Raw genomic sequence first — 10,188 nt, forward strand, 5'->3', positions numbered from 1 at the left:
CGGCAACGGGAACCCCTGACGGGAATCGAGAGTTCAAGTGTGATCGAACGCTCGTAGGCCGCGTTACCAGCACTTGACCACAGTCGTGACTGCTATCGGGCAGGTATCTATCGGGTGGGCGAACTGCAACGTTATATGGACGGACGCTACTGAGTATGGTGACGACACAGCAGCGTATTAGGCGCTAATCCTCGACGTGTCGGTACCGCGTGTCAACGCGCCGATCAGCTTTCGGCGCGCGCTTCTCGCGGCTCGATGTGCATTTGACTCTGGGCAGAAGAAAGGGGGTGGGCGCTTTAGGTTGCTCTCCACAGATGGTCGGCAACTTTGGTCCAGTCCGCTGACTCGTCGGGGAGGTTCTCAGCCAGCATGATTGTGGCACTACCGCCGCTTCGCAGAGTGATGGGCAGGTTGCTTGAACACCCGCTAACGGCTTCTAGGTCGTCGACAATGACCACGCACTGGTCGCCCGCGTCCGAGAGTGCGGCGTAGTAGCTCAAGCCTGCGTCAGTCCAGAGCAGTCGGGTTGTGTCGGCGTCGAGGTCCTCGACTACGGTCGGCGTCGCACCGGCCGGTATGGTGTCGGCCTTAGACTGCGGCTGGTCGAACACCGCAAGGGTGTCTGGTGCCGAGCACGAGGTGAGAGCGCATACCGCGAGGGCACATCCGATGAACGTCGCGATTCTTCTCTGAAATGAGTTCATACATCCTCACCGTAGCGCCACAGATACCACGTGCGTAAGCGAAGCGCGAGGGGAACGTCTTGCGGGACGCTTGGCAGGGAATGCCTTGGCGTCCCGGTTCGGCTAAGGGGCGCGTACGCGTATTTCCGATAGCGGTAGGGACTCCATCAACGGATGCACAGGCAGTGCATCCGAGAAACGTGATGGTGGTGGTCCAGCCAGCAAGATCGGCCATCACAGAGCCTTGACCGCCTGCACGCTGCCAGTTACACGCTCGCCCAACGGCCACTAGGCCAACCAATGATCGAGCTGCCCGAGTGCGTCAGCGTGCGCCAGGTACCGAACGCTACCGTGACGTCGTTCGCGCCCACCTCGCTTTCATCGTCGGCGAGGACCCAACCTCCACCTTGGTGTCTCGCCTCTTTCTGCTCGACGACGCGGCCATCACGGCCGCTAAAGTGGGCCGGGACACCGGCCTGGTGCGCCAGGCCAGCACCATGGCACACGAGCTCGTCTAAAACTCAGCTGTCAGAGAAGCGCTCAATAAAGACAACAGCTGCGTCGCGGGCCTTCGACCTCGAAACCCGACCGGTGCACTCGCCCTCCCGTGTGGCTCCCGACCAACGCTGGGAGGAAGCGACCTCAGAACGCCACCAAAGATCACATACACGCATCGATGGGAATAGGTGCTCCATGAACGTTCGTCGGCGGAGGCCTGGGTCAGAGCATAGAGCCTAGATCGGAACCGACAGACGGATACGTCGCGGTCGCCGATTTTAGTTGTCGGGTGGTGAGGCCCAGCTTGATTGCGAGGCCGAAGATGTTGATCACTTCCGAGTAGCCGGGGCCGAGCAAATGTGCGCCGAGGATCTGGTCGGTTGCTGTATCAATGATGACCTTCGTCGCCGCGACGGCCTCACCGACTCGGTAATTGGCGTACCAACTGCTGGTGTCGTTGTAGCGCACAGCGATCTCGCGGCCGTCACGCCCGGCTTCGTGCTCGAGCATGCCGACGCGGTTCAGCTCCGGGATCGTGAACACTGTCGTGGGGACGCCGGCATAGTCCGGCACGGTTGTCGTGCCCTTGAGCATGTTGGATGCTGCCACCTTGCCCTCGAAAACGGCGATGGGCGTGAGGCGTTCTCCGGGAGTGTCGGCGGCGTCGCCGGCGGCGGCGAAAACCGACGGATTGCTGCGGCTTTGCAGGTGGTCGAAGACATCGATCCCCTTGGGGCCCCAGGCAATGTTCGCCGCCGCCAGATTCAGGCCGTCGATGTTGGGCACCCGGCCAGCGCCGTGCACCACCAGATCCGTATTGATGACGGTCGTGATGCCGTGCTTCTCCACCGTCACCTGAAGTCCCGTGGTGCTGCGATTCACGCGGATTTCAGCTTGCTCACTGCGCTGCACGAGTAGATCGACAAGATTGGGGTCGAACGCGCGTAACGGGCGCATGCCGTGATCGATGATCACGCAGTCCACGCCAGCGCGGGCTGCGATGTGGGCGAACTCGAAGGAGACAAACCCGCCCCCGACGAATACGATCCGGCCGGGAAGCTCCTCGAGGTTGAGAAAGTCGGTGCTGTCGATGAGGTGCTCGTGTCCGGGGAAGTCGAGGGGGCGCGGTCGGGCACCGGTCGCGATCAGAAACCGCTTCGCTTGGTGCTGCACGCCGTTGATCTCGAGGTGATGGGGCCCGGTGAAGTGAGCGGCACCGTGAAAAGTGCTGACACCGTTGCGCAGAAGTTCGTCTTCCATGCTCTGAGGCACACCGTCGGTGAAGCCGCGCTTGTGACGCATCAACGCCGCCCAGTCCAGCGTGAGCTCATTCTGGCTGATGCCCTTGCCCTGCATCAGATGGGCGGCATCGATCACTTCCGCTCCCCGACGGAGGATCTTTTTCGGGTCACACCCGCGCAGCGCACACGTGCCCCCGTACGGCAGGGCATCAACGATCCCCACGCGCCATCCCTGTGCAGCGCACCTATTGGCTGCTGTGGTGCCGGCCATTCCGGCGCCGATCACAAACAGGTCGTATTCCTCAAACGTGTCGCTCATGCTGTGGTGATCGCATCGCGCAGTTGCTCCAGAGTGGGGACGCCGGCCAATCCTGTCGGGGTCGTGTAGATGCGGCAGGCCATTCCCACCGGCGCTCCCGGGTCAGGAAAAAGGTCTGCTCCCCTCAACAGAATGCTCGGGGATCCTCGAAAATTGATTGCCTCCGCGTCTTCCAGATTCTCGACCAACCGCCGGGTCACGACGGTGCCCGGGTGTTCGGCTGCGATCAGATCGAGCCGCTCAGCGGCAATTTTCCAGTTCGGGCACCCATCGAAGTACTGCAAGGTAATGTCCATGTCTTCACCGTAAACGTTGCACTATGGTGCAAGGTCAAGTGGTGGAATGGGAATATGCAAATTAGAGACCTAGCCATCGCGAGCGGCGCGACCGCACAGGCCATACGGTTTTATGAGCGGCGCGGCCTGTTGGATCCCGCCGAACGTGCGGGGAACGGGTACCGGCGGTACAACGACGCGGCCCTATCGCGCCTGCGGTTCATTCGGTCTGCCCAGACGGCTGGTCTGACCTTGGCCGAAATTGGCAGCATCGTCACGGTGAGAGACGCAGGCGAGGTGCCGTGCGGGCACGTCTTAGACCTTCTCTCGGCGAAACTTACGGATGTGCACCGCCGCCAGCAGGAGTTGGCACTTCTTGAATCAGAGTTGCAGCACCTCATCGAAGCGAGCCAAGCTCTTGATCCAGGAGACTGCGAGGCGGGCAGGGTCTGCCACGTCATCGCTCAAGCTCATCAGTAGCGCGCAACACCTTCACGCCACTAATCGATGCGTATTCACCGCGAAATAGCGATGTAGCTCACAGGCCTCCACTTTGACAGTTCTCGCGGTCCTGACATCTCGCGTCCCGCGAGCCGGACCTTCAGCGGGCGAGATCGCAAACAGCTCGAGACCGCTAGCGGTCGCTCACGCCTACTTCGTTTGGTTCGGGTGCCTCGTGAACACGTTGACGATCTTCACTGTTCTGCCCTCGACGTAGAACCAAATGCGTGCGCCCCCAGAAAGTTCGTACTGCCACTGATCGTGTTCGACGCCGTCACGAACAATGGTCGCAAGTTGACCCTTAAGCTGGTGGCATTTGGGGTCCGACTGGTTCGGGGCCTTCGCGAGCCGGTCCCAGGCGTCCGCGGCTGAGCTTTTCTGGGTAGCGACGATGTCGCGCCATCCAGTCACGGCTTGACTCGTCACATGCTCGATGGCGAATTCTGATGATTTGAGGGGGCGTGCGACGAGCCCCTTCTTCGGTGGCATTAGACGCGTGGCTTCTTGACCGCCACAGGTTCACGAAGCCAATCCGGTTCTTCCTGGCCCCAGCCAGCAGCAACAGCCTCCGCGGTGTTCTGCCACGCCTTGATCTCAGTGAGTATCCGCCCCGGCTGATTCACAACGAATGCGCCGCGAGCCGTGTCGATGATTTCCTGGGCGCAGGTTCTCTGGTCCTGAACGCTGAGCAGCTTGATCCAGGGAAACGGTCGTGCGAGGCGATCCTCTAGAGTGCCTCTGTCATCCAGTGACACGGCGATCAGCTGTGCGGCGACCTCGAGGATCCGTTCATGGGCAGCCGATTCACGCTTCGTGGTGAGGACCAACGTTTCGCCATCGCGCCGAGTGACCTCGACGGGTGCTTCCTCAGCGGCAGCGAAGACCGCTGCAGAATTACGGGACAGTTCCGACGATTGCACAACGCGTCGCTCGGCAGGGGTGAGTGTTATTGGCGCCATGAATCGAGTCTATTCCGAATGTGTTCTGAATTCAACGCCAGCCGGTCGAACGACTGGGGGCGTCTGAGAGTTCATGTCATAGCGCCCGGAGCCGAACGCTGACCGGGACAAGTCCGGTTCCCGGTGCAGGATCAGGTACTGAGATGGGCGAACGGCTAGAGTCCGATCACGGAGTTACGGAGTAACGGCGTTCGATGCCTGAGGTAGCTTGACCCCACTCGCTGCTGGCGACACGTTCCTGGTGAGCCTTGAAGGCGGCTGCGTGCTCGAAGCGCTCCTCAACCAGCCACACCAGCGGATCGCTAGTCGGGGTGACGTTAAACAAGCGGCATCCCGGTTCGGCGCGGGTCAGGGCAACGTGCAGTGGTAGGTGATCCCGGACAGTGTTTGCCTGGTCCTGGGTGTGGCAGACAAGCTGCCCGCTCAGGCACACCGCGCTGTCGAGGAGCTTCTTTGTCATCTTGTAATTGGTCAGCGACACGCCGCCCATCACCGGGTGCTGTTCTACCTCGACGGTGAATCCGTGGCGCTCGAAGAAGGGTCGGGCTGTGATGCTGACGTCGGCTGTCAGTTCTGTCAGCTGCGCCTGACGCGCGTGGACCTCAACGCGTTCGATCAGTTGTCGTGCTACCCCTTGTCGCTGGTATCGAGGGGCAACGAAGAGCATGTCGATATACCCAGCAGGGTTCACGTCGGAGAAGCCTGCTGGTGTACCGTGCACGGTGGCCACGTAACTGTTCCGCTCCTGCATCGACGCATGCCAGGCGGGCAGATCTCGCGCTTCTGGCCGAGCCCACGCCTGAATCTGCTCCGGCGAGTAGTCGGCGGCAGCGGTCTCGGTCACCGAGCAAGGAATATTGCCAATGTGTCTGCGGCATCCGCTTGACCATAGGGGCGGATGATAACGGCTTGCGCATCGGTGCTCTGGTTCAACTCCACAGACCTAGCATCTCACCGTGGCTGGCTCGACCGCGCGGCATATACGGTGTCTGGGTAGCCGAACCCTCTACGGGACGCGGACGAGCGGCGGCTGAGTGACCGAGGATGCCTGTTGATCGAGGAAAATATCGATTACCTTCCGAAATACTGCTGGCTGCTCAACCCACGGATAGTGCCCGCACGCGTCGATCGTCGCGGAGGCTCCGCGGGGAAACAGGCTTGCCAGTGCGCGCAGGGGTGCGAGACCGACGAGGCAGTCCTCTGCTCCAGCAATTACCAGTACAGGTGCGGTCATCTCGCTTAGCAGTGCCGGGAGGTCCTGTGGTGGGACGACACTGAAGTAGGCCGTCGCGGCGGCCAGATTCCAGCGTCCAATCCTGGCGTGCAATCGTTCCGGTTCTCCCCAGTTGGCGTAACCAGCAGCTGCTGAATCCTGCTGCCAGACGTTGAAACCGTCATCATCCGATGCTTGGGGTCCGGCTTGCAGCGCCAACAGTGCTGCGTCGAAGTCGGCGTCTCCGCGCCGTCTATCGATGAGAATGTCGGCATCTGCCGGTTCAATAACTAAGTACGTTGCCGGCGGGGTGATCAGCACCAAAGCGGCAACGCGGTGCGGAAACTGCGCGGCGTACGCGATGGCCAGCCTCGTTCCGGCAGAGTGGGCGACGAGCACGACGCTCTCCAAGCCCAGATGAATGCGGAGCTGCTCCAAGTCGTCGGCTTGTCTCCACCACGAGCCACGTTCCGGCGAACTCTTCGCCGTGGTTCGACCGACACCGCGTAGGTGCGGCACGACTAGGCGGTGCTGATCGCTGAGCCCCGCCAGGTCGCCCAGGTAGCTGGGATGGCGAGCCGCGCCTCCAGCCAAGAGGATGAGCGGAAAGGCGGTACCTGCATTTGGAACGTCGTCAAAGTGAAGCACACAACCGTCGGAGCTGTCATAGCGGGGCATGCCTTGACGTTACAGGGAGCGTGACAGCGTCCGCCCAAGGCACCGTGGACTCAGTGAAAACGCTCGTCGTCGAACTGCTGAACGCCGCCCTCCATGCTCCAGGCGGCGGCGAACGGCATCAGGGCCTCGATGGCGACGGCGCGCACTCCTTGGTCGGTCGGAAGTAGTACCCGGATGCCCGGGTAGTAGTCAAAAAGGACCTGCCTGTCGCGACCGCACGGGCCGACAACACCGCGCCCATGATTGCCAACTGCGACTATTGTCGTGATGTCTCGCCCTCCGTTCGTGCGAGCCGCGCCGAGCGCCACCAAGTCGGCGCACGGTCCGCCCGTGAAGTGGAACAAGTTGACACCCGCAAACATACGCCCGTCCGCCGCACGAACGGCTGCGCCCATGGTGTGAGCGCCATCTGCGTCAGGCCCCGCATCGGTGTTCGCGTCAATGACGCGGCGGGCGAGCTCGATGAGCTCAATATCTTCGGCGGTCGGGACTTCGAGCACAGCAGCTGGGAACATGAAGCAATCCTACGGATCCACGTGAATCCGAACGACGGACCACATCCCGTCATCGACCGGCGTGCGGACGCCGAAACTTCCGCAGATGCTGGCCGCACGACGCTCAAGAGGAGCGCCCAGCAGGAACCTTGACCGGGCAACACGTGGGGTCGGCTGCGAGTACTGTTGGCTGGTGTTTGAACCTCGTTACCTTAGTAAAAATGTCAGCTTGCGCATACTTCGCTCGAGTGATGCGCCAGCACTTGCCGCTGCGTATCTGCGCAATCGTGAGTACCTTTCTCCGTGGGAACCGGTGCGTACTGAGGAGTATTACACCGAGGCGTGGCAAGCCTCGGACATTGCCAGCCGCCTTGTTGCGGAGAAAGCCGGCGAGGGGTATCCCTTGGGTTTGTTTGCCGACGATAGCCTCGTGGGCCGGTTTAACGTGGCAGGGATCGTGCGCGGCCCCTTCCAGAGCGCCGGGCTAGGTTACTGGGTCGATAACACCTATGCGGGCCGCGGACTAGCGTCTGCGGCCGTTCAGGTGATCGTCGGAACGGCGCGTGACGTGCTTGGCCTCCACCGCATAGAGGCGAGCACTCTCCTGCACAATGCTGGCTCGCAACGGGTGCTGCTGAAGGCGGGTTTCCGGCAGATTGGTATGGCTCCACGGTACTTGCAGATTGCCGGGGAATGGCAAGACCACAACCTTTACCAAGTTGTCCTCCACGACTAAACCCCTGACCTTCACGTCAACGAACGTCCGGAGCTAGACGCGTAGCTGACTCTCCGTATACGGAACCCTCTGCGGGTCCTCAGGACCTTTCGCGATAGAGCCTGCGCCGCCAATCAGAAAATTGGCTTCGGTCGTCCATCTGGTGTCTTGCCGAATCGAGCCAAGAGCAGGAGCACGAGCGCGGTGCCCGATAACAGCCCGTCCAAGAGGCCTGCGGGAAGCAGGAAAACCATCAGCGCCAACGTCACAAGGCAATTGATTATGGAAAGCGCCAGTCCCCACAACTTGTTCCTCAGCAATCCAACGGCGCCCAGCACGCGGAGAGCTGCGAAAATTCCGCTCATAGCCATCATGAGATAGAGGTTCTCTTGCAGATAGGGAAGTGCGAAGACATCGGCATTTTCGACGATGGTCGTCTGCGGGATCTTAAGAGCGAGCAGGACGAGGAGGCCAATGAAGACCAGCCCCTCCATAAGGGCACCTTGAATCAGGAGCAAGCTGGCCGCCCAACGATATTGCAGCCGCTGCGTAGTGTTCATTCCGCAACCATATCGGCCATAAGACGGTCCGGATGTCTAACCTGTTGCGGGACTGTTGTCTTGGCGCGAGCGGAACAGGTCGCTGCTGAGCCTGGCGTACCGCTGGGAAGGCAAGTCGTCCGGTGCGCATCATGCTCTTATTCAGATACTGGAAATCTCAGGATCCAGACAATTCAAGAGGGTTGTTCTTGAGTTTGCGAACTAACCCGCCAGCGATGAGCCGAGCGGCGGCCGTCGCGGGTTTGCGGGAAGCTTGATCGGTCACACAAGACCCGAATTCCGCCGCGAGTCCGAGCCGCGGATACGCCGTTAGGACTTCCGACCGGAAGCTTTCTGGGAGGGCCTCCGATCGACTGCCGGAAATATCTAGACCCGTCGCAACTTCCAGCAAATAGCCCTCCAGATCCTGCTCCGGATCGACTTCGGGCCAGTTGTGCCGCACGATCACCTCGAGAGCCCGAGTGCGACGACTCGCCTCCCAGCCTGCCCCGGCCGTGAGAGCCCAGGCGACGTGGCCAGCGGCAAGCTCATACGAGAGCGTGTCGTTGTCGAACTCGACAGCCAGTCCGACATCGTGCAGGACAGCAGAGACATAAAGCAGTTCCGCGTCGAACCCTTCCCGCATCTCAAGGGATGCGAACCCGACTGCCCAGTACCAGGACCGGATGCTGTGGTTAAGTAGCGCCCCGGGCACGTACTCCGTCGCAACCTCCAGCGCGGCACGCGCCGCCACCGAGCCAGGTACAACAAAGTCGACCATCTTCATAGCCCAATGCTATCCGGCCACTCGTCTTGCACTACGACGTGCCGACCTTGTGCCGAAGTGTCGTATCCGCCGAACCCGCTGCGGGCGGGGACCTCTTCAAAGTTTGCGGCGTGCCGTACTGAGCTTGGATCTGTCGACGTGCCTGTCTGGGGGTTGCAAATACTATGCGTTGGGAAGGGTCAGGACTTCGGCTTCTCCATCGGTGATGGCGATGGTGTGTTCGCTGTGTGCGGTGCGGCACCCCGTTCCGCTGCGTAGCGTCCACCCGTCTGGATCGGTGATGAGCTTGTGCGTGTCCTCCATAGCCCAGGGCTCGAGCGCGAGTAGGAGTCCTGGGCGGAGCTTGTAGCCCCGGCCCGGGCGTCCAGTGTTGGAGATGTGGGGGTCTTGGTGCATCGTGGAGCCGATGCCGTGCCCGCCGAATTCGGTGTTGATTGGATAACCCGCGTCGGCTAGGACGGTGCCAATAGCCGACGAGATGTCGCCGGTGCGCGCCCCGGGACGTGCGGCTGCGATGCCGGCGGCGAGAGCGTGTTCGGTTGCCGCGATCATTTTGACGCTGTCGGCTGGTCGTGATGCGCCCACGAGGAAGCTGATGGCTGAGTCCGCTGCGACTCCACTGAGGATGACTGCAAGGTCCAGGGTGAGGAGGTCGCCGTCGGCAAGTGCGTAGTCATGGGGAAGCCCATGCAACACGGCGTCGTTGACCGATGTGCAAATGTAGTGCCCGAACGGTCCCCGACCGAAAGACGGGGCGTAATCGACGTAGCAGGACTCCGCACCGGCTTGGACTATGAGGGCGCGAGTCCACTCGTCGATGTCCAGGAGGTTTGTGCCGACCACGCTGCGGTTCTTGACTTCCTGCAGAATGGCTCCGACCACGGCTCCGGTCTTGCGTGCTCGGACGAGTTCGGCGGGGTTCAGGATTTCAATCATTCGACTCCATTCAGAATCCAATAACTATACCGGTCATATTATCCCGGGCTAGAATCTTGGCCATGGTCAGATTGCCGCTTACCCCTCTCGAAATTGAACGCGGTCAGCGCCTCGGCGCCCTGTTACGTGTGGCCCGAGGCCGCCGAACCATGCTCGAAGTAGCTCTCGCGGCAGGCGTCTCGCCCGAGACGCTGCGCAAGATCGAGTCGGGTCGAGTGGCGACACCTGCTTTCCCGACCATCGCCGCGATCGCTGACGTAGTTGGACTCTCCCTAGACGCGGTATGGACCGAAATGAATGACAGAGCACGAGCTGGCGCCGCGTAACGGTCACGAGCTACACGCCCGCAA

Annotated in this window: 14 protein-coding genes and 1 pseudogene; 4 read left to right on the plus strand and 11 right to left on the minus strand. The window is 61.4% G+C overall.

The features are described from left to right. Positions 1 to 296: 296 nt before the first annotated feature. On the minus strand, positions 297 to 704 hold the full coding sequence (locus QMF22_RS17165; RefSeq protein WP_283455868.1) for a hypothetical protein: 408 nt from the start codon (positions 702 to 704) through the stop codon (positions 297 to 299). 296 nt (positions 705 to 1,000) lie between these two features. Between QMF22_RS17165 and QMF22_RS17170 the strand changes: the two genes are divergently transcribed. Then, positions 1,001 to 1,201 (plus strand): hypothetical protein, encoded by a 201-nt coding sequence (locus tag QMF22_RS17170; protein WP_283455869.1) that lies wholly within the window; start codon positions 1,001 to 1,003, stop codon positions 1,199 to 1,201. A gap of 202 nt (positions 1,202 to 1,403) precedes the next feature. Here QMF22_RS17170 and QMF22_RS17175 read toward each other — a convergent pair whose 3' ends face one another. After that, a complete protein-coding gene (locus QMF22_RS17175; RefSeq protein ID WP_283455870.1) occupies positions 1,404 to 2,741 on the minus strand; it encodes a dihydrolipoyl dehydrogenase family protein in 1,338 nt (445 codons plus the stop codon). Continuing rightward, entirely contained in the window at positions 2,738 to 3,037 is a 300-nt protein-coding gene (locus tag QMF22_RS17180; protein ID WP_283455871.1) for a thioredoxin family protein, read from the minus strand. The genes QMF22_RS17175 and QMF22_RS17180 overlap by 4 nt, the downstream gene beginning before the upstream one ends. Before the next feature lie 54 nt (positions 3,038 to 3,091). Here QMF22_RS17180 and QMF22_RS17185 point away from each other — a divergent pair. Continuing rightward, a pseudogene (locus QMF22_RS17185) lies at positions 3,092 to 3,355 on the plus strand (MerR family transcriptional regulator); the annotation flags it as partial. A 312-nt stretch (positions 3,356 to 3,667) separates the two neighbouring features. Here the strand turns inward: QMF22_RS17185 and QMF22_RS17190 are convergent. The 5 genes from QMF22_RS17190 to QMF22_RS17215 all read right to left on the minus strand — a co-directional run bounded on the left by QMF22_RS17190 (position 3,668) and on the right by QMF22_RS17215 (position 6,882). Beyond that, positions 3,668 to 4,006, minus strand: a complete 339-nt coding sequence (locus tag QMF22_RS17190) for a hypothetical protein (protein ID WP_283455872.1) — start codon at positions 4,004 to 4,006, stop codon at positions 3,668 to 3,670. Further along, entirely contained in the window at positions 4,006 to 4,476 is a 471-nt protein-coding gene (locus QMF22_RS17195) for a prevent-host-death protein (protein ID WP_283455873.1), read from the minus strand. Before QMF22_RS17195 ends, QMF22_RS17190 begins: the two co-directional genes overlap by 1 nt. A 166-nt stretch (positions 4,477 to 4,642) precedes the next feature. Beyond that, positions 4,643 to 5,320 (minus strand): GNAT family N-acetyltransferase, encoded by a 678-nt coding sequence (locus QMF22_RS17420; protein ID WP_349357114.1) that lies wholly within the window; start codon positions 5,318 to 5,320, stop codon positions 4,643 to 4,645. A 162-nt stretch (positions 5,321 to 5,482) separates the two neighbouring features. Then, complete coding sequence (locus QMF22_RS17210; protein ID WP_283455874.1) at positions 5,483 to 6,367, minus strand: alpha/beta fold hydrolase; 885 nt, start codon at positions 6,365 to 6,367, stop codon at positions 5,483 to 5,485. A 50-nt stretch (positions 6,368 to 6,417) separates the two neighbouring features. Beyond that, positions 6,418 to 6,882: a cytidine/deoxycytidylate deaminase family protein gene (locus QMF22_RS17215; RefSeq protein ID WP_283455875.1), complete on the minus strand. Its 465-nt coding sequence runs from the start codon at positions 6,880 to 6,882 to the stop codon at positions 6,418 to 6,420. A 172-nt stretch (positions 6,883 to 7,054) separates the two neighbouring features. Here QMF22_RS17215 and QMF22_RS17220 point away from each other — a divergent pair, with 172 nt between their 5' ends. Beyond that, positions 7,055 to 7,597 (plus strand): GNAT family N-acetyltransferase, encoded by a 543-nt coding sequence (locus QMF22_RS17220; protein ID WP_283455876.1) that lies wholly within the window; start codon positions 7,055 to 7,057, stop codon positions 7,595 to 7,597. A 113-nt stretch (positions 7,598 to 7,710) separates the two neighbouring features. Here QMF22_RS17220 and QMF22_RS17225 read toward each other — a convergent pair whose 3' ends face one another. From QMF22_RS17225 to map, 3 genes are all read right to left on the minus strand, one after another. Continuing rightward, positions 7,711 to 8,136: a hypothetical protein gene (locus QMF22_RS17225; RefSeq protein WP_283455877.1), complete on the minus strand. Its 426-nt coding sequence runs from the start codon at positions 8,134 to 8,136 to the stop codon at positions 7,711 to 7,713. Positions 8,137 to 8,293: 157 nt separating this feature from the next. After that, entirely contained in the window at positions 8,294 to 8,902 is a 609-nt protein-coding gene (locus QMF22_RS17230) for an HD domain-containing protein (RefSeq protein WP_283455878.1), read from the minus strand. 162 nt (positions 8,903 to 9,064) lie between these two features. Next, on the minus strand, positions 9,065 to 9,838 hold the full coding sequence (map, locus tag QMF22_RS17235; protein ID WP_283455879.1) for a type I methionyl aminopeptidase: 774 nt from the start codon (positions 9,836 to 9,838) through the stop codon (positions 9,065 to 9,067). Between the two features lie 62 nt (positions 9,839 to 9,900). Between map and QMF22_RS17240 the strand changes: the two genes are divergently transcribed. Beyond that, entirely contained in the window at positions 9,901 to 10,164 is a 264-nt protein-coding gene (locus QMF22_RS17240) for a helix-turn-helix domain-containing protein (protein ID WP_283455880.1), read from the plus strand. Positions 10,165 to 10,188: the final 24 nt, after the last annotated feature.

The sequence above is a fragment of the Cryobacterium sp. PH31-L1 genome (assembly GCF_030063145.1).
Lineage (GTDB): Bacteria > Actinomycetota > Actinomycetes > Actinomycetales > Microbacteriaceae > Cryobacterium.

What these genes read in the sequence shown, in the direction of transcription:
- QMF22_RS17165 (WP_283455868.1), bottom strand. Translation starts at nt 704, where the DNA reads ATGAACTCATTTCAGAGAAGAATCGCGACGTTCATCGGATGTGCCCTC.
- QMF22_RS17175 (WP_283455870.1), bottom strand. Translation starts at nt 2,741, where the DNA reads ATGAGCGACACGTTTGAGGAATACGACCTGTTTGTGATCGGCGCCGGA.
- QMF22_RS17180 (WP_283455871.1), bottom strand. Translation starts at nt 3,037, where the DNA reads ATGGACATTACCTTGCAGTACTTCGATGGGTGCCCGAACTGGAAAATT.
- QMF22_RS17190 (WP_283455872.1), bottom strand. Translation starts at nt 4,006, where the DNA reads ATGCCACCGAAGAAGGGGCTCGTCGCACGCCCCCTCAAATCATCAGAA.
- QMF22_RS17195 (WP_283455873.1), bottom strand. Translation starts at nt 4,476, where the DNA reads ATGGCGCCAATAACACTCACCCCTGCCGAGCGACGCGTTGTGCAATCG.
- QMF22_RS17210 (WP_283455874.1), bottom strand. Translation starts at nt 6,367, where the DNA reads ATGCCCCGCTATGACAGCTCCGACGGTTGTGTGCTTCACTTTGACGAC.
- QMF22_RS17215 (WP_283455875.1), bottom strand. Translation starts at nt 6,882, where the DNA reads ATGTTCCCAGCTGCTGTGCTCGAAGTCCCGACCGCCGAAGATATTGAG.
- QMF22_RS17225 (WP_283455877.1), bottom strand. Translation starts at nt 8,136, where the DNA reads ATGAACACTACGCAGCGGCTGCAATATCGTTGGGCGGCCAGCTTGCTC.
- QMF22_RS17230 (WP_283455878.1), bottom strand. Translation starts at nt 8,902, where the DNA reads ATGAAGATGGTCGACTTTGTTGTACCTGGCTCGGTGGCGGCGCGTGCC.
- map (WP_283455879.1), bottom strand. Translation starts at nt 9,838, where the DNA reads ATGATTGAAATCCTGAACCCCGCCGAACTCGTCCGAGCACGCAAGACC.
- QMF22_RS17240 (WP_283455880.1), top strand. Translation starts at nt 9,901, where the DNA reads ATGGTCAGATTGCCGCTTACCCCTCTCGAAATTGAACGCGGTCAGCGC.